Source organism: Streptomyces sp. TRM64462 (assembly GCF_013362995.1).
Classification (GTDB): Bacteria; Actinomycetota; Actinomycetes; order Streptomycetales; family Streptomycetaceae; genus Streptomyces.
Genome location: NZ_JABWDV010000273.1, coordinates 27,285 through 49,008 on the forward strand (window position 1 = coordinate 27,285; position 21,724 = coordinate 49,008).

Consider the following 21,724-nt stretch of genomic DNA (forward strand, 5'->3'; position numbering starts at 1 on the left):
CCCTCGCTATCGGACCCACGCTCCCCGGCCGGTCAGCACCGTACGCAGCGTCTCCAGATGATCGGTCATGATGCCATCGACCCCCAGGTCGAGGAGAGACTCCATACGCCGTGGATCGTTGACCGTCCACACATGGACCTGGAGCCCGCGCGCGTGCGCCTCCCGTACGAAGCGCCGGTCCACGACCCGCACCCCGTTCTGCGACTCCGGGACCTGGGCCGCGACCGCTCCCGCACGCAGCGCCGCCGGGATCCCGTACGAGCGCAGGCGCAGCGCCAGCACGCCGCGCACGCCGTACGAGGTGGCCAGCCGAGGCCCGGCCGTGCGCCGCGCCCTGGCCACACGGGCCTCGTTGAACGAGCCCACGCACACCCGGTCCCAGGCGTTCGTACGCCGGATCAGCCCGACCAGCGGGGCCACCGCCGACTCGGCCTTCACGTCCACGTTCCAGCGCGCCCGCGGGAACTCCTCCAGGAGCTCCTCGAACAGCGGCAGAGGCTCCCTGCCGCCGACCCGGGCCCGCCGCACCGTGCTCCACGGCAGCCGGGCGATCCGGCCCCGGGCGTCGGTGACCCGGTCCAGTGTCGCGTCGTGGAACGCCACCAGCCGGCCGTCGGCGGTGGTGTGGACGTCCGTCTCGAAGTAGCGGTAGCCCGCGTCGGCGGCCCTGCGGAACGCGGTCGCGGTGTTCTCCAGACCGTCCGCCGCGCCGCCGCGGTGCGCGAACGGTATGGGGGACGGGTGGTCGAGATACGGGTGGTGGCCCGCACGGGGGCGCGGTAGTTGGGTCACCGCGGCAGTATGGCCTGCCGCGGTGACCCGGAGGCGACCACGGTGCTGCCGGCGCTCTGCCCCGGAACGGCGAAGAAGCGAAGGAAGAACTGGGCGAGCGGGCCGATCGTCAGCGCGTACAGGACCGTTCCGATCCCCAGGGACCCGCCGAGCAGGAAGCCGGTCACGACGACCGTGACCTCGATCACCGTACGGACGAGGCGGACGGAGCGTCCTGTGACGCGGTGCAGGCCGGTCATCAGGCCGTCGCGCGGGCCCGGGCCGAAGCGGGCCGCGATGTAGAGGCCGGTCGCGACGCCGTTGAGCACGATCCCGGAGGCCATCACCGCGACCTGGACGGGCAGCCCGCGGGCGTCCGGCAGGACGGCGAGCGCGGCGTCCATGGCCGCGCCGATGACCAGGACGTTCGCGACCGTGCCGAGGCCGGGGCGCTGGCGGAGCGGGATCCACAGGAGCAGGACCGTGGCGCCGACGATCGTGAGGACCAGCCCCATCGACAGGCCGGTCAGCTCGGAAAGGCCCTGGTGCAGGACGTTCCACGGCTCCAGGCCGAGGCCGCTGCGGACGAGGAGCGCCGAGCTCACCCCGTACAGGACCAGTCCACCGAAGAGCTGGAGGAGCCGGCGGGTGAGGTGTCGATGCGGGTGGCGTCGCGGGTGCCGCTGCGGGGTGATGGCGGTGGCGCCGGTGCCGGACAAGTTGTACCCCCCGGGGTGTTGGTGGTGGACTGACTTGTGTCACTCTCTGGCGTGGGATCGGAGGCCGAATACGGCCAATCCGAGGAAGGTGGACTGATTTCATGGCCCAGTGGACTTCGGCGGTGGGCACCGCCCAGCTGGCCCGCCAGCTCACCGCGCAGCAGCAGCGCCCGGCGGGGCCCGGCACGCGCAAGCCGCCCGCCTACCGCGCCCTCGCCGACGGCATCCGGCTCCTCGTCCTGGAGGGGCGCGTCCCGGTGGCCGCCCGCCTGCCCGCCGAGCGTGAACTGGCCCTCGCCCTGTCCGTGAGCCGTACGACGGTGGCCGCGGCCTACGAGGCGCTGCGGAGCGAGGGCTTCCTGGAGTCCCGGCGCGGCGCCGGAAGCTGGACCACCGTCCCCGCGGGCAACCCGCTGCCCGCGCGCGGCCTGGAGCCGCTGCCGCCCGAGTCGCTCGGCTCCATGATCGACCTGGGCTGCGCGGCCCTCCCCGCGCCCGAACCGTGGCTCACCCGCGGCTTCCAGGGCGCCCTGGAGGAGCTGCCGCCGTACGCCCACACGCACGGCGACTACCCGGCCGGCCTGCCCGCGCTGCGGCAGATGCTCGCGGACCGGTACACCGAGCGCGGCATCCCGACGATGCCCGAGCAGATCATGGTGACGACTGGCGCGATGGGCGCCATCGACGCGATCTGCCATCTGTTCGCCGGGCGCGGCGAGCGCATCGCCGTCGAGTCGCCGTCGTACGCCAACATCCTCCAGCTCATGCGGGAGGCCGGCGCCCGGCTGGTGCCCGTCGCCATGGCCCCGGGCCTGGCCGGGTGGGACCTGCCGCGCTGGCGTCAGGTGCTGCGTGACGCCGCGCCGCGTCTCGCGTACGTCGTGGCCGACTTCCACAACCCGACGGGCGCACTCGCCGACGACGACCAGCGGCGGGCGCTCGTGGACGCGGCGCGCTCGGCCGGGACGGTGCTGGTGGTCGACGAGACCATGTCGGAGCTGTACCTGGAGGACGACCTGGAGATGCCGCGTCCCGTCTGCTCCTTCGACCCGGCGGGCAGCACCGTGCTGACGGTGGGCTCGGCGAGCAAGGCGTTCTGGGCGGGCATGCGCATCGGGTGGGTGCGGGCAGCGCCGGACGTCATCCGCTCGCTGGTCGCCGCCCGCGCGTACGCCGACCTGGGCACGCCCGTGCTGGAGCAGCTCGGCGTGAGCTGGCTGATGGGGACCGGCGGCTGGGAGGAGGCCGTCGCCTTCCGGCGGGCCCAGGCCCGTGAGAACCGGGACGCCCTGGTCGACGCGGTGCGCCGGGAGCTGCCCGGCTGGGAGTTCGAGGTGCCGCGCGGCGGCCTGACGCTGTGGGTCCGGACGGGCGGGCTCTCCGGTTCCCGGCTGGCGGAGGCCGGCGAGCGCGTCGGCGTCCGCGTCCCGTCGGGCCCCCGCTTCGGCGTGGACGGTGCCTTCGAGGGGTACGTCCGCCTGCCGTTCACCGTCAGCGGCCCGGTGGCCGACGAGGCCGCCTCCCGCCTGGCCGCCGCCGCCCGCATGGTCCGCGCGGGCTCGACGGCGGGCCCTGTGGCGGAGGAGCCGCGCACGTTCGTGGCGTAGGCGGGTGGCCTGGTCAGCCGGAGGTGACGTTCTCGGCGGCGCGCAGGGCTTCGGCGGCCTCGGCGGCGCGCGGGGCTTCGGCCGGGGGCAGCGGGGCCGGGGAGGGATCCGGGGACGTGGACGGGGACGTGGTCGGCGCCGGGGACGGGGCCGGGGCCGGGGCCATGGACGGGGCCGGGGCCATGGACGGGGACGGAGGGCGGCGGTTCGGGAGGAGGGACAGGACTGCCTGGCGGTGGGGTTCGACCGTCGCCTCGTCGTACGGGTCGGGCGTCGCCGGGACCTGGAGCCGCAGCACCGGGCCCGTGCCCAGGCGGACGTAGCCGCGGCCCGGCGGGACGTGCGGCGGGGGCGTCGTGTGGGGCGGGGTGCCCAGCACGGCCGCGAGCTGCCCGGGTGTCGCCGGGCCCAGCGTCACCCGGGCCCTGGTGTGGGCCCGTACCGGTTCGCCCAGCGTGTCCACCGTGTCGAACTGCTCGGCCACCACGACCGTCACATGCGCCGCCCGCCCGTGCCGCAACGGCACCTGGAGCAGTTCCTGCGGGTCCGTACGGCCGTCGGCCGCCGCCAGATCCCGCAGCACGCTCGGCCGGTCGAGCAGGATCCACAGCGGGCGCCGCACGTCGGCGGGAGCCGGTTCGCCCGCCGTACGCGCGCGGTGGGCCGCCGCGAGCCGCCGTTCCGTCTCGCGTGCCGCCCACTCCAGGGCGGCCAGCGCCCCGTCGGGCCCGCACTCGACGCCGAGCACGCCGTCGCGGCCGACCAGGCACGCGTACTCGCCGGTGCCGCAGCCCTCCACGACCAGTACGTCACCGGAGTGCTGGAGCGCCTGGAGCGCGACCGAGCGCAGCAGCGTGCTCGTACCGCTGCCGGGCTGGCCCACGGCCAGCAGATGCGGCTCCGTCGAGCGCGGTCCCGTGCGCCACACCACGGGCGGTGCGTCCCGTGAGCCGTCGCCGTCCCGCACCGGCACCGTGCGCTGCACGGCCTCCGCGTCCGTGAAGCCGAGCACGGTCTCGCCGGGCACCGTCACGAACCGCTGCGCCACGATCGACGTCGGCAGCGCGGGCAGCACCCGCATCAGAAGCTGATTGCCCTCCTCGTCCCACTCGAAGAGGTACTCGCGGCCACGGCCCGACTTGGCGTGCAGCAGCTGCTCGATCCGCGCGCGCGACGCGGGCTCCCCGTCCGGGAAGTAGGCCGGGTACGCGATGCGCAGCCGGGTCAGGCGCCCGTCGTCGTCGAACGTGAAGTCACTGAAGGCGGCACTCCACGCGCCGCCGTGGGAGAAGAGCGGAGAAGGGTCCTCCGGCACCGAGAAGAACGGCACCAGCGCCTCGTACAGAGCCCGCAGCCGCTCGGCCTCGGCCTCGTCCGGCCCGGTCTTCTCGACGGGGCGCTCCCGCCCCTTCCACGCCGCCGCCGCCATCACCGTGATCAGGGCCAGCAGCGGCCCGTACGGCATGAGCGCGACGGCCAGGAGGCACACGGCGGTCAGGAACAGCGTGGGACCGCGCCGTTCCTTGGGGGTCGCCGCCCATTTGGCGCGCCCTGCCGCCGCGAGCTTCCGCAGACCGCGGGTGACGGTGATCAACGGATGCAGGACGTCCGTGGCGCTGTCGGCGGCCGTGCGTACGACCTCGCGTCCGCGGGTGATCGATGCGCCGCCGCTGGTGAGGATGCGGGGGAGTGGTCGCCGGGCCACGTCGTCTCCTGGTCCTGATCTCGGTTCCTGGTCGTGGAAGGGGAGTGCGGGGGTGGTTTCGGGGTCGTGCCGGGGGCGTCAGAAGTTGATGCCGCCCAGCAGGCTGGCGAGGCTCTGCCCGCCCGCCGTGATGCTCGGGGCGATCGCCGTGCCCGCGAGATAGAAGCCGAAGAGGGCGCAGACCAGGGCGTGGGACGCCTTGAGCCCGTCCTTCTTGAAGAAGAGGAAGACGATGATGCCGAGCAGGACCACGCCTGAGATGGACAGGATCATGAGGGGTTCTCCTGGTTGTAGGGACAGTCACCATGAGTCATTCCAGGCTCACAGTAAGCATCTATGCGATAAAAGGTGCAAATGGGTGAAAAATCTGTGTTTTCACTTGACTGGAGCACGTCGGACCCTCGCGCTGCGGGGCAGTACCCTGTCGGTTCACTCGTACGGCTGACCTGGCCGTACGGGCGGAGGAGCAGCCGTACGGGCACAGCGCGTACCGGCTCGGGAACGGAAGAAAGGTGGCCCCACCGATGAGTGAGACCCCGGAAGGCATGGACCCCGAGGTCGTCGCCCTCGCGTCCAAGCTCTTCGACCTGGCACGCCAGGGGGACGCCGGCACGCTCGCCGCGTACGTCGACGCCGGCGCCCCCGTCGACCTCGCCAACGAGCAGGGCCACACCCTCGTCATGCTCGCCGCCTACCACGGCCACACCGACGCCGTGACGGCCCTCCTCGCGCGCGGTGCCGACGCCGACCGACCCAACGACCGCGGCCAGACGCCCCTCGCCGGCGCCGTGTTCAAGGGCGAGGAAGCCGTGATCCGCGCCCTCCTCGCCGGCGGCGCCGATCCGGAAGCCGGCGCTCCGTCCGCTGTGGATACCGCGCGGATGTTTGGGAAGACAGACCTCTTGGAGTTGTTCCAGAACCGGTGAACGGCCCGGGAACGGGCAGGGAACGCCGGGTGCACACGGCTCCGTAAATGTGGTCGCGGCGGCGAAACCGCTGGGTCATCATGACGACGGGCCCGCTGGGGGCCACCCCGAGAGAAGGCAGAGGACGAGGAAGATGGTCGACACCGAGCAGAAGACGACGAGCGGCTCGACATGTTGCTGCGCGGCCTAGCCGGACACCCCTCCCGGGTTCCTCCGGTCTCCCCGGGCCTTGCGGACCGTCCGGTCCCGCTGGGTCTTCCGGGCCGTCCGGTCCCGCTGGGTCGTCCGGGTCGTCCGGTCTCTCCGGACTCCGCGGTCTCCCTGGACCCTTCGGTCCTCCCGGATTCCGTGGGCTGCCCGGACCGACCGGTTGTCCTGGACCGACCGGTACTCCCGGAACCACCGGTTTTCCCGGCCCCTCCGGCCCCTCCGGCCCTTTCGGTTCCCCGGCCCGCACGGTCGCTCGGGACCGGCCGGTCAGCCCGGACTCCCTGGTCATCCGGACCCTCCGGCCGTACCGGATCGTCCGGTCGTACCGGATCGTCCGGTCGTACCGGATCGTCCGGTCGTACCGGATTGTCCGGCCATGAGGGTCACCGGCCGCCGGTCTCCGGCCACCCGGCCACGTCGACAGCTTGATGTGAGGCATTTTCCATGTTCGAACCAGTCATAGCGCCGAGCGGCACCCTGCTCGGCCTGTTGCAGAGGGGTCGCGGCGACGGCACGCTGCACGCGCTCGCCGCGCCACGCGACGAAGCCCTCGCCGCCCTCGACCACTGCGTCCTCCACGACCCGCGCCGCGACTGGCAGGTCGAGAACCGCTCCCTCTACTACGCGCGCCTCTACCTCGACCTCCGCGGCGGACTCGGGGCGGTCGAGGCCCATCTCTTCAGCGCCGACGACCACCTGGACCCGGACGAGTCACGCACCGGCCTGGCACTCGCCGTGCTCGGCCACCTCGCCTCGTACGGCCGCAGGGACGCGCTGCTGCTGCTGCGCCGCTACGCCGCGACCGGAGCCAACTGGGCGTGGGCCCTCGACGAGCTGGCCCTGCGCGACGACGACACCGCGCTGCGCGGCCTCGCCGATCCCGTCCTGGCGCGCTTCCCCGGCACGCCCGAGGGCGAGGCGGAACTCGCCGCCGCCGTCCGGGACGCCTTCGAGCCCCGGCCGTGGCGGCTGTGGGCCGAGGACCCGCGCGAGACCGTCGGCGCCCGCGTGCGGGCCGCCCGCGAGCAGGGCTCCTTCGACCGCTGGCAGCGGCAGCTGCGGCCCAGCGGCCCCCGCCCCGGCTGGAGCGTCCAGGCCGTCTTCGACTGGGCCCAGCAGGGCCTGGAGCGCGGCAGCACGCTGCACGGACCCGCCGCCCGGTGCCTCACCGCCGTCGCGGGCCCGGACGACCGGCCGCTCATTCTGGAGGCCGCCCGCAGCGGCCCAGACGGCGCCCGCTGCGCCGCCCTCCACTACCTGGCCGAGGCCCGCGACCCTGCCGTGCTCGACCTGATCGAGGCAGCCGCGAGCAGCCCCTCGTACACCGTCGCCGAAGCCGCCGTCAGCGCCTTCGAGCGCATGTGCGGCGAGGCCGCCGTCGACCGGGCCCGCGGCTGGGTCCACCGGCCCGACGCCCTCGGCACCTCCGCCGGCGGAGTGCTGGCCGCCCGCGGCGGCGCCCAGGACGCCCCGCTCGTCCTCGGCGCCCTCCGCCAGGCCGTCCGCACCGACGGCCCCGACGCCACGTCGCTGTACCCGCTCGTCGACGGAGCCGGCCGCCTGGGCATCGGCTGCGCCGCCCCCGTACTGCGCCACATCTACCGCGAGACCGCCTCCTCCGAACTGCGCGGCCGCACAGCCCGCGCCCTGGCCGCCACCGACCCCTCCTTCGCCACCGGCTTCGCCGTCGAATGTCTCTGGGACTGCGAGGAGACCACCCGCGAGGTCGCCGCCCTGCACGCCGAGACCGGGGACATACGCGTCGCCGAGCGCCTGCGCAGGCTCGCCGCCGACCCCGCCGAGGAGGACGAGGTGCAGACGGCCGTACGGAGCAGGATCGGCCCGGACGCCTCCGCCGTGTGACCGCCCTGTTCTGCTCGCCCAGTGACGCCGCCGTGCGAGGAAGCGCGACCCCCGAGACATGCCCACGCGATGACCGACCGGCGCGCGCGGAGCCCGAACGCCTTGGCGCGCGGGGGACGCGGAGCCCGAACGCCCCAGCACGCCTGGGACGCGGGGCCCAAACGCTCATGGGACGTTCCCCGCAGGGAAAGATCCAAGTCGGCCGGGGCACGCCGGGCGCGACGACAACACCCGTATGCGAGCCAGCATGCGTATGCGAGCAGGCACCCGTCTGCGTGTCGTCATCGTCACCGAGTCCTTCCCACCCGACGTCAACGGCGTGGCGCACTGCGCCCTCCAGACCGCCCGGCACCTCGCCGCCCGCGGCCACCACCCCCTGGTCATAGCTCCCACCATCGCAGCCGCCACTGACAACGGCCCCGCCGGCACGGAACCGCCCTGCCCGGTCGTCCGGGTGCCGTCCATGCCGCTGCCCGGCTATCCGCAGGTACGGGTCGCGCTGCCCAGCCGACGGGTCGGCGCCGCCATCGCCGCCCACCGGGCCGACCTCGTCCACCTGGCGAGCCCCTTCGTCCTCGGCGTGCGGGGCATGGCCGCCGCCGCACGGCTCGGCCTGCCCGCGGTCGCCGTCTACCAGACCGACCTCGGCGGCTACGCCCGTACGTACCTCGGCACCGGCGAGGGCGCCGCCTGGCGCCGTATGCGAGCCGTCCACAGCGCAGCCGACCGGACCCTCGCCCCGTCGACCGCGGCCGCACGGGACCTCGCCGGCCACGGCGTTCCCCGCGTCCGGCTCTGGCCCAGGGGCGTCGACACGGCCCGCTTCCGGCCGGACCTCCGCGACGGGACGCTGCGCCGCGAACTGGCGCCCGACGGCGAGACGATCGTCGGGTACGTGGGGCGCCTCGCGCCCGAGAAGCACGTCGAGCTGCTGGCGGGCGTGTGCGGCCTGCCGGGCGTACGGGTCGTGGTCGTCGGCGACGGGCCCAGCGAGCCCACGCTGCGGACCGCGCTGCCCGGTGCCGTGTTCCTGGGCCGGCGCACGGGCGACGACCTGGCCCGGATCTTCGCGTCGCTGGACGTCTTCGCGCACACCGGGCCGTACGAGACGTTCTGCCAGACCGTCCAGGAGGCCATGGCCGCCGGGCTCCCCGTGGTCGCGCCCGCCGCGGGCGGCCCCCTGGACCTGGTCGACCACGGCCGGACCGGGCTCCTCGTAACGCCGCACGACGCCGGCGCGCTGCGTACGGCCGTCGCCGCCCTCGCTGCCGACCCGGCGCTGCGCGGGGCGTACGGAAGGGCTGGGCGCGCTGCCGTGGAGGGGCGGACCTGGTCAGCGGTGGGCGACCAGCTCCTCGGCCACTACGCCGAGGTGCTGCACGCGCGGGCCGGGCAGGCGGTGGCCGCATGAGCGCCTCCGGAGGCCCGCCGCGCCCCGCACGGGCCCGGCGAGCGGCGGACGGCCTGCGGATCGTGCGGCTCGCCAACTTCGTCACGCCCTCGTCCGGAGGGCTGCGCACCGCCCTCGACGAGCTGGGCCGCGGCTACCTCGCCGCCGGGCACGAACCCGTCCTGATCGTTCCCGGCCCTGCGGCGAGCGACGAACTCACCCCGCAGGGCCGTGTCATCACGCTGCCCGGGGCGACCGTCCCCGGCACCGGCGGATACCGGGTACTGACCGGCCGTCGCACGCTGCGGCGGCTCCTTGAGGAGCTGGCCCCTGACCGCCTCGAAGTGTCGGACCGCACCACGCTGCGCTGGACCGGCGAATGGGCCCGCCGCGCCCGCGTACCCGCCGTCATGGTCTCCCACGAGGCCACCGACGGTGTCCTGCGCACCTGGGGCGTACCGCCCTCGGCAGCCGTACGGGCGGCGGACCGCCTCAACCGGCGCAGCGCCTGGTCCTACGCACGGATCGTCTGCACGACGCGCTGGGCCGAGCAGGAGTTCGTACGGATCGGGGCGCGGAACGTCGTCCGGGCGCCCCTCGGAGTGGACCTGCGCCGCTGCCGCCCGGACCGCCGGGACGCCGCACTGCGGGCCCACTACGCGCGCGGTGCGGACGTCCTGCTGCTGCTCTGCTCCCGCCTGTCGGTCGAGAAGCGGCCCGGCACGGCCCTGGACACGCTGGCCGCGCTACGGGCCGGCGGGGTGCGTGCCGCCCTGGTGGTCGCCGGGGACGGCCCGCTGCGCGGCGCGCTGGAGCGCAGGGCGCGGGCGCTGCGGCTGCCGGTGCGGTTCGTCGGGCACGTACGCGGGCGTGACGCGGTCGCCGACCTCCAGGCGGCGGCGGACGTGTGCCTCGCCCCCGGGCCGGCCGAGACCTTCGGGCTGTCCGCACTGGAGGCCCTCGCCTGCGGCACGCCCGTCGTCGCCAGCGCCTCCTCCGCCCTGCCCGAGGTGCTGGGCGATGCCGGGGCGGCGGCGTGCGACACACCGGCCGCCTTCGCGGCTGCCGTGTCGGTGCTGCTGGCCCGTCCCGAGACCGTACGGCGGGCCGCCGCCCGGGCGCGGGCGGAGCTGTTCGGCTGGGACCGCGCGGTCGCCGCCTTTCTGGCCGCCCACGACGCCCCACCGCCCGCCGCCTCCACGGCACGTCGGACGGCAGCGGCCCCGTGCGACGGGACGGTCCCGGATCCGGACGGCGCGAGCGGGTGGCCTGAGAGCGCCGTGGTGGCCGGGCGCCGCCTGACGTCGGCCGCGATATTGGCCGCCTCGTCCCGGCAGCCGCGCCCGGCGGGCGCCCGGGAGCAGGCCCGCCCCGACAGCACGGCCGACGGGGCGGCGGCCGCACCGGTGGCCGGGCTGGTGGCCGCCGGGTTGGTGGCCGCCGGGCTGGTGGCCCGGCGCCCCACGGCGGAGTCGGCCGCGTCGAGGCCGCAGGCCGGGCCTCGGCCGCACGATGCTCCGGCTGACGGTGGCGTGAACGGCCCTACCGAGGGCCGTTCGGTCCCCGGGCGGACGCCCGTGGCCTCTGTGCCTGCCGCATCGGCCGCGTCCACCACCCGGTCGTCCGTCGGCTCCCGCGAGGACGCGACGAAGGGGGGTGCGGTGTGACCGCCGCCCGCGACGCCCTGCACGCGCGCGAAGCGCCGTCGTCCGGCAGACCGGTGACGGTTCACCCCGCAGCCGTCCGACCCGCGGCGGCCGTGTCCCGGCCGGTTCCGTCCGATGCCGTCCGGGCCGTGCGGTTCGCCGCGCTCGGGGACTCCCTCACCGAGGGCGTCGGTGACCCCGTCGGCGGCGCGCTGCGGGGCTGGGCGGCGTTGTTGGCCGCCGGGCTCGCCGCCGAGCCGCCGCGCGCGGGGGACTTCCGGAACCTCGCCGTCAGCGGAGCCCGTACGCGGGACGTCGCCCTCGACCAGTTGCCGCGCGCCCTTGAGCACCGCCCCCACCTCGCGTCCGTGGTCGTGGGCCTCAACGACACCCTCCGCAGCACCTTCGACATCTCCCAGGTCGCCGCCGACCTGGACCACGTGCTGGGGCGCCTCGCGCGCGGGGACGCCGTGCTCCTGACGGCCTGCCTGCCCGACCCGGGCCGCATGCTGCGACTGCCCGCCCCGCTCGCCCGGCCCCTCGCCCGCCGCCAGCGGTCCGTCAACGCCGTCGTGCACGCTCTGTCCGCCCGGCACGGCGCCGTTCACCTGCACCTGGCCGACGCCGCCTGGGTCGACGACCGGGGCCTGTGGAGCGCCGACCGGCTGCACCCCGGCGAGCGCGGCCACCGCCTGATCGCCGCGCGCTTCCACGCCCTGCTGGCCGCCCACGGCCTGGCACACGGCCCCGCACCCGCCCCCGACCCCGACCAGCCGCCGCCCACGCGCGCGGACACCGCCCGCTGGCTCGCCACCGCAGGAACGGCCTGGGTGGCACGGCGGTGCCACGACCTGCTGCCGCAGCTCCTGCGCCTGGCCGGGACGGAAGCCGCGCACTGGGCGCGCGGCACCAGCACACGCCTCGACGTCCGCGCCGACCGGTCCCTGCAGGCCGCCCTCGCGGCGCTCCCGGCTCCCCGGCAGGCAGCCGGCCGGAAGCCCGGACCGGCCCCTTGTCCACAGGCGGAGCCGCTGACCGCCTTGCGGGGAACAATGGGGGAATGACCGGACGCTGGGAGTTCTGGATCGACCGGGGCGGCACGTTCACCGATATCGTGGCCAGGCGCCCCGACGGCACCCTGGCCACCCGCAAACTGCTCTCGCACAACCCCGAGCGGTACCGTGACGCGGCCGTCGCCGGCATCCGCCGCCTCCTCGGACTCGGCCCGGACGAGCCCGTACCCGCCGACCGCGTCGCCGGCGTCAAGATGGGCACCACGGTCGCCACGAACGCCCTCCTGGAGCGCCGCGGCGAGCCGACCGTCCTCGTCACCACCGAAGGCTTCCGGGACGCCCTGCGCATCGCCTACCAGAACCGGCCCCGCATCTTCGACCGCCGCATCCTCCTCCCCGAAGCCGTCTACGACCGGGTCGTCGAAGTGCCGGAGCGCATCGACGCGCACGGCACCGTCGTACGCCCCCTCGACCTGGACACGGTCGCCGCGCACCTCAAGTCCGCCCGCGGCGACGGCTTCACCTCCGCCGCCGTCGTCCTCCTGCACGGGTACCGCCATCCCGCCCACGAGCAGCGCATCGCCGAAGCAGCGCGCGCCCTCGGCTACACCCAGGTCTCCTGCTCCCACGAGGTCAGCCCGCTCATCAAGCTCGTCCCACGCGGGGACACCACGGTCGTCGACGCCTACCTGTCCCCGATCCTCCGCCGCTACGTCGACGAGGTCGCCGCCGAACTCCCCGGTGTCCGGCTGATGTTCATGCAGTCCAACGGCGGCCTGCGCGAAGCCGCCCACTTCCGCGGCAAGGACGCGGTGCTGTCAGGGCCCGCAGGCGGCGTCGTCGGCATGGCCCGTACGTCCGGCCAGGCCGGCTTCGACCGGGTCATCGGCTTCGACATGGGCGGCACCTCCACCGACGTGTCGCACTACGCGGGCGAGTTCGAACGGGAACTCGGCACGCAGGTGGCCGGGGTACGGATGCGCGCCCCCATGATGAACATCCACACCGTGGCCGCCGGCGGCGGCTCCGTCCTGCACTTCGACGGCCAGCGCTACCGCGTCGGCCCCGACTCCGCCGGAGCCGTCCCCGGTCCCGCGTGCTACCGCCGCGGCGGGCCGCTCACCGTCACCGACGCCAACGTGATGCTCGGCCGCATCCAGCCCGCCCACTTCCCCGCGGTGTTCGGCCCCGACGGCGACCAGCCCCTCGACGCCGACGTCGTACGGGAACGCTTCACGAGCCTGGCCGACGAGGTGAGGCGCCGCACCGGCATCCGCCGCAGCCCCGAGGAGGTCGCCGCCGGGTTCCTGGACATCGCCGTCCTCAACATGGCCAACGCCGTCAAGAAGATCTCCGTCCAGCGCGGCCACGACGTCACCCGCTACGCCCTGACGAGCTTCGGCGGCGCGGGCGGCCAGCACGCCTGCGCCGTCGCGGACGCACTCGGCATCGACTCCGTGCTCGTACCGCCCCTCGCCGGCGTCCTCTCCGCGTACGGCATCGGCCTCGCCGACGCCACCGCCATGCGCGAACAGTCCGTCGAGGCGGAGCTCAACGACAGTTTCCACGCGCGCGTGGAAACCCTGTGCACCGAACTGGCCGACCGCACGAGGGCCGAACTCCGCGCCGACGGCGTCCCCGACAGCGCGATCACCACCCACGCGCGCGTGCTCGTGCGCTACGCGGGGACGGACGCGACCCTCCCCGTACCGCTGGACACCGCGACCGCCATGGGCGAGGCCTTCACGGCGGCGCACCGCGCCCGCTATGCCTTCACCATGGACAAGCCCCTGGTCGTCGAGGCCGTCTCCGTCGAGGCCGTGGGGAGCGCGGGCCCGCACGGACCGGTGGCCACCGAGCAGCCGCCCCGCGAAGGCCCGCTGCGTCCCCGCGCGACCGTCCCCGTGCACCTGGACGGCCGGCGCACCGACACGCCCCTGTACCACCGCGAGGACCTGCGCCCCGGCGACACCGTCCCCGGCCCCGCCGTGATCGCCGAGGCCGACGCCACAACGGTCGTCGACCCCGGCTGGCAGGCCACGGCCGCCGACACCGGCCACCTCTCGCTGCTCCGCGTCACCCCCAGGCCCGGCCGCACCGCCGTCGGCACGGACGTCGACCCCGTCCTCCTGGAGGTCTTCAACAACCTCTTCATGTCCATCGCCGAGCAGATGGGCGTACGCCTGGAGAACACCGCCCACTCCGTCAACATCAAGGAACGCCTCGACTTCTCCTGCGCCCTGTTCGACCCCGCAGGCAACCTCATCGCCAACGCGCCCCACATCCCCGTCCACCTCGGCTCCATGGGCGAGTCCATCAAAGAGGTGCTGCGCCGCAACGGGGACACCATGCGGCCCGGCGACGTCTACGCCATCAACGACCCGTACCACGGCGGCACGCACCTGCCGGACATCACCGTCGTCACCCCGGTCCACGGTCCGCACGGCGGGCCGCTGCGCTTCCTCGTCGCCTCCCGCGGCCATCACGCCGAGATCGGCGGCATCACACCCGGCTCCATGCCCGCCTTCAGCCGCACGATCCACGAGGAGGGCGTCCTCTTCGACAACTGGCTGCTGGTGCGGGACGGCCGGCTCCGCGAGGAGGAGACCCGCGAACTCCTCACCACCGCGCCGTACCCCTCGCGCGACCCCGACACCAACCTCGCCGACCTGCGCGCCCAGATCGCCGCCAACGAGAAGGGCATCGAGGAACTCCACCGCATGGTCGACGAGTTCGGCCTCGACGTCGTCCACGCCTACATGAGGCACGTACGCGACAACGCCGAGGAGTCCGTGCGGCGCATCATCGCCACCCTCCACGACGCCGCGTACCGCTACGAGACCGACGCCGGTGCCGTCATCAACCTCACCCTGCGCGTCGACCGCGAACGCCGCAGCGCCGTCCTCGACTTCACCGGCACGTCACCGCAGCAGCCGGGCAACACCAACGCCCCCACATCGGTCGTGATGGCGGCGGTCCTGTACGTCTTCCGCACGCTCGTCGCCGACGACATCCCGCTCAACAGCGGCTGCCTGGAGCCCCTGGAGGTCCGCGTTCCGGACGGCTCGATGCTCGCCCCGGCCTACCCGGCGGCGACCGTCGCGGGCAACGTCGAGACGTCCCAGGCGGTGACCGGCGCCCTGTACGCGGCCCTCGGTGTCCAGGCGGAGGGCTCCGGCACCATGAACAACGTCTCCTTCGGCAACGACCGCGTCCAGTACTACGAGACGGTCGCGAGCGGCTCCGGCGCGGGCGACGGCTTCGACGGCGCCGACGCCGTCCAGACCCACATGACCAACTCCCGCCTGACCGACCCCGAGGTGCTGGAGTGGCGCTACCCGGTGCGGGTCGAGTCCTTCGCGGTACGGGAGGCCAGCGGCGGCCGGGGCCGCTGGCACGGCGGCAACGGCGCCGTCCGCCGCATCCGGTTCCTGGAGCCGATGACGGTCACCCTCCTCACCGGCCACCGCCGCGTCCCCCCGTACGGCATGGCAGGCGGCCACCCGGGCGCCCTCGGCGCCAACGCCGTCGAACGCGCCGACGGCACCCTGGAACCCCTGGACGGTGTCGCCACAGTGGACGTTCACCCGGGCGACGTCCTGATCGTCACCACCCCGGGAGGCGGCGGTTACGGCACCCCACCGACCGCCGTGTGAGAACCGGAACCGGCCACTGCGCGGCACCTTTCACCCCGCCACCACGAACCGCACCCGCGTCCCCGGCACCGCCTGGGCCGCCCTCGCCAGATCCCTCTCGCGCACGACGGCGACGACCGGATACCCCCCGGTCGTCGGATGGTCCGCCAGGAACACCACCGGCCGCCCGTCCGGCGGCACCTGCACCGCCCCCAGCACCATGCCCTCACTCGGCAGCTCGCCCGCGACGGCACGCTCCAGAGCGGGCCCCTCCGTACGCAGCCCGATCCGATTGGACGCGGCCGACACCCGGTACGCGCCGGTGGTGAGCGTCCGCAGTGCCCGCCCCGTGAACCAGTCGTCCCGGGGGCCGAGCCGCACCCGCAGCACCACCTCCCCGGCCACACCCGCCCACGGCACCCCGTCGCACACCGGCACCCCCGCCCCCGGCCGCCCGAGCGGCAGCACCGCCCCGTCGGCGAGCGGCTCAGGCCCCAGCCCCGACAGGAGATCCGTCGACCGGCTGCCGAGCACCGGCTCGACGGCGACACCCCCCGCGAACGCCACGTACGACCGCACGCCCCGCACCGCCGCGCCCACCTCCAGCACCGCACCCGCCGGCACCCGCACGGCCGCCCCCCACGCCGCGGGCCGCCCGTCCACCGTGACCGGGCACGGCGCACCGCCCACCGCCACGGTCACCGCGCACCGCGGACGCACCGCGCACCCGGTGAGGGTCGTCTCCAGCACGGCCGCGCCGACCGAATTGCCCACCAGCCGGTTGGCCAGCCCTGCGGCCCCCGGGTCCAGCGCACCCGAACGCGGCACCCCCAGATGGGCGTGGCCGAACCGCCCCCGGTCCTGCACCGTGGTCAGCGCCCCGGCCCGTACGACCGCGAAGGCCCGGTCCGTCACACCCCCTCCCGTACGAACCGCACCCGGGCCCCCGGCGTCAGCAGCGCGGCCGGCTCCCGCCCGGGGTCCCACAGCACCGCGTCCGTCGTACCGACGATCTGCCACCCACCGGGCGACGACCGCGGATACACGCCCGTGTACGGCCCGGCCAGCGCCACCGACCCGGCGGGCACAGCGGTCCGCGGCGTGGCCCGCCTCGGTACCTCGTACCGCTCGGGCAGCCCGGTCAGATAGCCGAACCCCGGCGCGAACCCGCAGAACGCCACCCGGTACTCGCCCGCCGCATGGACCCGCCCCACCTCCCCGGGCGCCACCCCCCACACCGCGGCCACCTCGGCCACATCAGGACCGTCGTACCGGACCGGCACCTCCACCACCGGCTCCACGCGCGCGTGCAGCGGCTCCGGCCGCCACCCGGCTATCCGCGCGGCCAGCGCCCGCGGCTCGTCCACCCCGTCCAGCAGCACCGTGCGCGCCGCGGGCACCACCTCCCGTACCGCCGGCAGCGCCCCCGCAGCCCGCCGCCTCAGCACCTCGGCATGGAAGGCCCGCGCCTCCTCCCCGCCGCCGAACTCCACCAGCAGCGCCCTCTCACCCACCTCCCGCACCCTCATACGAATGCCTCCACGCGCACACCCGACTCCTCAAGCCGCGCCCGCACCCGCCGGGCAAGCTCCACCGACCCCGGTGTGTCGCCGTGCAGACACAGCGACCGCGCCCGCACCGGCACCGACCGCCCGCAGTGCGAGGTGACCACCCCGAACCGCGCCATCGACACCGACCGCTCCACCACCGCCCCCGGGTCGTGCAGCACCGCGCCCTCCCGGCCGCGCGGCACCAGGGTGCCCTCGGCCGTGTACGCCCGGTCCGCGAACGCCTCGGTGACGACCGGCAGCCCCGCCTTCTCGGCCGCCCGGTGCACCCGTGAGCCGGGCAGCCCCAGCAACGGCAGCCGCTCACCGGTCAGCAGCACCCCCTCCACCACGGCCTGCGCCTGCTCCTCGTCGTGGACCACCCGGTTGTAGAGCGCGCCGTGCGGCTTCACGTACGACACCCGAGCTCCGGCCGCCCGCGCGAACACCTCCAACGCACCGATCTGGTACGCCACCTCCGCCGCCAGCTCCTCCGCCGGCACATCCATGGCGCGCCGCCCGAACCCGGCCAGGTCCCGGTAGGAGACCTGGGCCCCGATCCGGACCTCCCGCTCGGCCGCCAGCGCGCACACACGCCGCATCGTGGCCGCGTCCCCGGCATGGAAGCCGCAGGCCACGTTGGCGCTGGTGACGACGGACAGCAACTGCTCGTCGTCGGTCAGCCGCCAGCGCCCGAAGCCTTCCCCGAGGTCGGCGTTCAGATCGATCGAAGCCCAGGTCACACCCGTCAACTCCTCACACTCATCCGTACGTTCACACCAGTTCCCGGCCCCGCGTCTCGGGCAGGCCCAGCAGCGCCAGCACGGCGATCCCGTAACCCACCGCACCGAACACCAGGGCCCCGCCCACGCCCCAGCTGTCCGCGAGGAAGCCCACCAGCGTCGGGAAGAACGCCCCCACGGCACGGCCCGTGTTGTACGTGAACCCCTGCCCCGTGCCGCGCACCGCCGTCGGGTACAGCTCCGCCAGGAAGGAACCGAACCCGCTGAAGATGGCCGACATGCAGAACCCGAGCGGGAAGCCCAGGACGAGGACCAGGCCGTCGGCGCCGGCCGGGATGTTCGTGTAGGCGAGGATGCACACGGCGGACAGCACGGCGAAGAGCACGATGTTCCGCTTCCGGCCCAGCCGGTCGGTGAGATGCCCACCGGTCAGATAGCCGATGAAGGCACCGGATATCAGGAACGCCAGATAGCCTCCGGTGCCCACCACCGTCAGTCCACGCTCGGTCTTCAGATACGTCGGCACCCACGTGGCCAGGGTGTAGTAGCCGCCCTGCACACCGGTCGACAGGAGGACCGCGAACAGCGTGGTCCGCACCAGCGGCGGGCGGAAGATCACGGTGAACGAGCCCCTTTCGGCGCTGGTCCTGCGTATTTCGGCGGCCTGCGGTGCGTCCTCCACGTTCCGCCGGATGTAGACCACCAGCAGCGCGGGCAGCGCGCCCGTCCAGAACATCACCCGCCACGCGGTGTCCGCGTCGAGGAAGTGGAACACCAGTGTGTAGACGATCACGGCGAGTGCCCAGCCGGCCGCCCACGCACTCTGGACGCCGCCCAGAGTGCGGCCCCGGTGCTTGGTGGAGGCGTACTCGGCCACCAGGATCGCGCCGACCGCCCACTCGCCGCCGAAGCCCAGCCCCTGCAGGGCGCGGAAGACCAGCAGCGTGCCGTAGTCGGTCGCGAAGCCGCACGCCACGGTGAACACGGCGTAGGTGATCACTGTCACCATCAGCGCCTTCACCCGGCCGATCCGGTCGGCGAGTATCCCCGCGAGCGCCCCGCCGACCGCCGACACGACCAGCGTGACGGTGGTCAGCAGCCCCGTCTGGCCGCTGTCCAGGCTGAAGTACGCGGCGATCGCCACCATGCTCAGCGGCAGCGTGAAGAAGTCGTACGAGTCCAGCGCGTAGCCGCCGAACGCACCGCCGAACGCCCGCCGGCCGCGCGGGCCGAGGGCGCGCAGCCAGCCGAACGGACGGGAGTCGTCGTCGAGTCGGGATTCGGATGTCTTCTCGGTCTGGGTCGTACTCATCTGCACCTCGCAGAACGGAGAGGAGCGTGCCTGAGTGGATCCGTGCAGTGCCCGACAACGTAGAGGATTGTTGAACGATCCGACAAGGCTTGTGGAAAACCTGCTCTGCGTCCCGTATCCGCCCGCACCCCGCCCGCCCGGCACCGACGGATCTACGATGGCGACGGAACCGAGAGCACACGCGGCGCAGGCGCGGAGAAGGGATCGCCGGTGGCAACGACGGGCGGCGGACTGGCGGACGACCGCGCGCTCCTGGGGCGCACGAGCACGGCCGAGCGGGTCGCGGACATCCTGCGGACCCGGATCGCCGAGGGCTACTTCCCCCCGGGCACCCGGCTGTCGGAGGACAGCATCGGCGGTGCGCTCGGCGTCTCCCGCAACACCCTGCGCGAGGCGTTCCGCCTGCTCACCCACGAACGGCTGCTCGTCCACGAGCTCAACCGCGGGGTGTTCGTACGGCTCCTCGCCGTCGAGGACGTCGAGGACCTCTACCGCACCCGCCGGCTCGTCGAATGCGCCGTCGTCCGGGGCCTGGGCGAACCGCCGTTCGCGCTCGCGTCGCTGAGTGCCGCGGTCGCCGAAGGGCAGCAAGCGGCCGAGCACGGCGACTGGACGGGCGTCGCGACGGCGAACATCCACTTCCATCGTGAACTGGTCGCGCTCGCCGGCAGCGAACACACCGACGAACTCATGCGCCGCGTCCTCGCCGAACTACGGCTCGCCTTCCACGCGGTGGACGAACCCCGCGAACTCCACGAGCCTTATCTCGCCCGAAACCAGGAGATTCTGGACGCCCTGCGAGTGGGGGAGCGTACCCGCGCCGAACAACTCCTGGCCGACTACCTCGACGACTCCCGCAGCCGGCTCGTCGACGTGTACGCACGCCACGTCACCGACGGCGGCCGCTAGGTCGCGTCCCCACGTCGTACGAAGGTCACGCGCCGCCGCACGACCCGCGCCGTTTCGACCGCTGTCAGTGTCAGCACCTACTCTGTGCAGCGTGACTTCGCCTGCCCCGACGGAACCGACGGAACTCGTTCCGCCCCAGCTCAGCGCGGGGCCGCGGCCCGCGCAGGGCCCGGCCGCCGACGAAGGACTGGCGCGGCGCCTCCGCGCGCTCGCCTGCACTGCGCCGCTCCACGACCTCGACGCCCGCAAGGCGAACCTGGCGGGGGAGTACTCGGTCTACGCCATGGCCGAAGTCGCCCTCGCCGCGATCGACCTCGTCACGCTCCACATGGACTTCGACACGGGCGCCGACCACGAACAGATCGTCGCCCGGCTGCTGCCCCGCGTCGCCGCGCAGGCTCCGCGGCGCCCCGCCGCGGAGCACGAGCGGGTCGCCCGCTGGGTCCTGGAGAACCTGATCAACGTCGGCAGCGTCGACCGAGGCTTCCGCGCCGTCTACGGCACCTTCGGGCCCGACGGCGTGTACGTCCGCCGCGACTACGACTTCAAGCTCCTCGAAGAGGTCCCCGGCTACGGCGGCGGTGTCTACCTCCGCACCACCGACGAGGCCGTCAACGTCCTGGTCGGAGCCCTCGACACGGACGTCACCAGCGCCCAGATCGCCGCCGAAGTCAAACTTGAGGTCCTGATCAGCAGGGGCCGTCTCGCCGACGCCCAGCTCGCCGCCGAACAGGCGCGCTACCGCACCGTGCAGTACGCGGAGACCCTCCGCAAGACCCTGGAGGCCACCCGGCGCAATGTCCGCGCGGTCGACTGGCTCAGCGCCGTACCCGACATGATCGACGAGGCCCTCGCCCACGTCGCCGACCGGTACCGCCACGAGAACGCGATCCTCACCAACATCCGCAAGGCCCGCGACGAGGCCGAGGACCCCGAGCACAAGCGGCGCGCCGCCGAGCTGGTCGACATCGTCAAGGACTGCATCCGCCGCCACACCCAGCTCCAGTCCCGCCTCCTCGAAGCCGGCCCCCTCTTCCGCGCCGAACAGGACCGCCAGGCCTTCGCCCAGCCCGCCACCCGCACCGGCCTCGACCTGTACGGCCAGCTGGTCGCCCCCCTGCTGCCCCTCCCCGTCGAGCAGGCCACGCGCGTCACCGACGCCTACTTCGCGCGCGGTACGGGCCTGCGCACCCCCGGCTCCGTCCGCATGGGCGACCTGATCGACCTGCTCCTCACCCCGCCCATGGAGCGCGAACACCTCGGCGCCGAGATGCCCGAACCCGACCTGATCGCCACACCCGACGACAGCCGCTTCAGCGAGGAGCAGCTGGCGACGGCCATGGAGCTGCTCGACCTGGAGCACGACGCACCGCGCCGCCTCTCCGGACTCCTCGCCGAGGCCCGCCGCCGCGGCGGCTCCGACCTCGCCTACCTGGTCGCCCTCCTCGCCGTCCACGCGGCCAGCCCCCCGGTCGGCACCGCCTACCGGCAGGGCGAGGAACGCCTGCTGTTCGCCGTCGACGACGGCACCGAGCTCGACGACCCCGAGTTCGGCGGCGCCGACCTCATCGTCGGTACGGCCCTCCTCGACGCGGCCGGCATGGCCGCCGCCCGCACGGACACGGCATGAGCCCCACCGCCCTCCGTAACCTCATCCGCACCAAGGAGCCCCAGCCGTGAGCGACCACCACGCCGAGCACCCCGACGCGTGGAGCGACCCGGACGCCC

General features: G+C 74.3%; 16 protein-coding genes and 1 pseudogene. 9 read left to right on the plus strand and 8 right to left on the minus strand.

Annotated features, from left to right (window positions below; genetic code table 11):
- Nucleotides 1-6: 6 nt before the first annotated feature.
- Nucleotides 7-792 (minus strand): glycerophosphodiester phosphodiesterase family protein, encoded by a 786-nt coding sequence (locus HTZ82_RS12875; protein ID WP_175409484.1) that lies wholly within the window; start codon nucleotides 790-792, stop codon nucleotides 7-9.
- Nucleotides 789-1,466 carry a YitT family protein gene (locus tag HTZ82_RS12880; RefSeq protein WP_175409500.1) on the minus strand — a complete coding sequence of 226 codons (678 nt, stop codon included), beginning with the start codon at nucleotides 1,464-1,466 and terminating at the stop codon, nucleotides 789-791. Before HTZ82_RS12880 ends, HTZ82_RS12875 begins: the two co-directional genes overlap by 4 nt.
- Before the next feature lie 125 nt (nucleotides 1,467-1,591).
- Between HTZ82_RS12880 and HTZ82_RS12885 the strand changes: the two genes are divergently transcribed.
- A complete protein-coding gene (locus tag HTZ82_RS12885) occupies nucleotides 1,592-3,097 on the plus strand; it encodes a PLP-dependent aminotransferase family protein (protein WP_175409485.1) in 1,506 nt (501 codons plus the stop codon).
- Nucleotides 3,098-3,110: 13 nt separating this feature from the next.
- Here HTZ82_RS12885 and HTZ82_RS12890 read toward each other — a convergent pair whose 3' ends face one another.
- On the minus strand, nucleotides 3,111-4,802 hold the full coding sequence (locus tag HTZ82_RS12890) for a hypothetical protein (RefSeq protein ID WP_175409486.1): 1,692 nt from the start codon (nucleotides 4,800-4,802) through the stop codon (nucleotides 3,111-3,113).
- A gap of 78 nt (nucleotides 4,803-4,880) precedes the next feature.
- The gene (locus HTZ82_RS12895; protein ID WP_023589716.1) at nucleotides 4,881-5,075 is read right to left on the minus strand and encodes a hypothetical protein; all 195 of its coding nucleotides are present in this window, start codon (nucleotides 5,073-5,075) and stop codon (nucleotides 4,881-4,883) included.
- A gap of 251 nt (nucleotides 5,076-5,326) precedes the next feature.
- Between HTZ82_RS12895 and HTZ82_RS12900 the strand changes: the two genes are divergently transcribed.
- The 6 genes and pseudogenes from HTZ82_RS12900 (at nucleotide 5,327) to HTZ82_RS12930 (ending at nucleotide 15,506) form a co-directional block, all read left to right on the plus strand.
- On the plus strand, nucleotides 5,327-5,728 hold the full coding sequence (locus HTZ82_RS12900; RefSeq protein ID WP_175409487.1) for an ankyrin repeat domain-containing protein: 402 nt from the start codon (nucleotides 5,327-5,329) through the stop codon (nucleotides 5,726-5,728).
- Nucleotides 5,729-6,382: 654 nt separating this feature from the next.
- Nucleotides 6,383-7,801 carry a HEAT repeat domain-containing protein gene (locus tag HTZ82_RS12910; RefSeq protein WP_175409489.1) on the plus strand — a complete coding sequence of 473 codons (1,419 nt, stop codon included), beginning with the start codon at nucleotides 6,383-6,385 and terminating at the stop codon, nucleotides 7,799-7,801.
- A gap of 271 nt (nucleotides 7,802-8,072) precedes the next feature.
- Entirely contained in the window at nucleotides 8,073-9,212 is a 1,140-nt protein-coding gene (locus HTZ82_RS12915; RefSeq protein WP_175409501.1) for a glycosyltransferase family 1 protein, read from the plus strand.
- A pseudogene (locus HTZ82_RS12920) lies at nucleotides 9,209-10,378 on the plus strand (glycosyltransferase); the annotation flags it as partial. The gene HTZ82_RS12915 and the pseudogene HTZ82_RS12920, both read left to right, overlap by 4 nt.
- A 572-nt stretch (nucleotides 10,379-10,950) precedes the next feature.
- Entirely contained in the window at nucleotides 10,951-11,901 is a 951-nt protein-coding gene (locus HTZ82_RS12925; RefSeq protein ID WP_175409502.1) for an SGNH/GDSL hydrolase family protein, read from the plus strand.
- Nucleotides 11,898-15,506 (plus strand): hydantoinase B/oxoprolinase family protein, encoded by a 3,609-nt coding sequence (locus tag HTZ82_RS12930; protein ID WP_175409490.1) that lies wholly within the window; start codon nucleotides 11,898-11,900, stop codon nucleotides 15,504-15,506. Before HTZ82_RS12925 ends, HTZ82_RS12930 begins: the two co-directional genes overlap by 4 nt.
- Nucleotides 15,507-15,536: 30 nt before the next feature.
- Here HTZ82_RS12930 and HTZ82_RS12935 read toward each other — a convergent pair whose 3' ends face one another.
- The 4 genes from HTZ82_RS12935 to HTZ82_RS12950 are packed head-to-tail and all read right to left on the minus strand — an operon-like array spanning nucleotide 15,537 to nucleotide 19,087.
- Nucleotides 15,537-16,400, minus strand: a complete 864-nt coding sequence (locus HTZ82_RS12935; RefSeq protein WP_175409491.1) for a biotin-dependent carboxyltransferase family protein — start codon at nucleotides 16,398-16,400, stop codon at nucleotides 15,537-15,539.
- Nucleotides 16,397-17,014, minus strand: a complete 618-nt coding sequence (gene pxpB, locus HTZ82_RS12940) for a 5-oxoprolinase subunit PxpB (protein ID WP_175409492.1) — start codon at nucleotides 17,012-17,014, stop codon at nucleotides 16,397-16,399. The genes HTZ82_RS12935 and pxpB overlap by 4 nt, the downstream gene beginning before the upstream one ends.
- Nucleotides 17,011-17,775: a LamB/YcsF family protein gene (locus HTZ82_RS12945; RefSeq protein WP_175409493.1), complete on the minus strand. Its 765-nt coding sequence runs from the start codon at nucleotides 17,773-17,775 to the stop codon at nucleotides 17,011-17,013. Before HTZ82_RS12945 ends, pxpB begins: the two co-directional genes overlap by 4 nt.
- Nucleotides 17,776-17,806: 31 nt before the next feature.
- Entirely contained in the window at nucleotides 17,807-19,087 is a 1,281-nt protein-coding gene (locus tag HTZ82_RS12950; RefSeq protein ID WP_175409494.1) for an MFS transporter, read from the minus strand.
- A gap of 210 nt (nucleotides 19,088-19,297) precedes the next feature.
- Between HTZ82_RS12950 and HTZ82_RS12955 the strand changes: the two genes are divergently transcribed.
- Together HTZ82_RS12955 and HTZ82_RS12960 are read left to right on the plus strand one after the other, a co-directional pair.
- Complete coding sequence (locus HTZ82_RS12955; protein ID WP_175409495.1) at nucleotides 19,298-19,996, plus strand: GntR family transcriptional regulator; 699 nt, start codon at nucleotides 19,298-19,300, stop codon at nucleotides 19,994-19,996.
- Nucleotides 19,997-20,087: 91 nt separating this feature from the next.
- Nucleotides 20,088-21,626: a hypothetical protein gene (locus HTZ82_RS12960; RefSeq protein WP_175409496.1), complete on the plus strand. Its 1,539-nt coding sequence runs from the start codon at nucleotides 20,088-20,090 to the stop codon at nucleotides 21,624-21,626.
- Nucleotides 21,627-21,724: the final 98 nt, after the last annotated feature.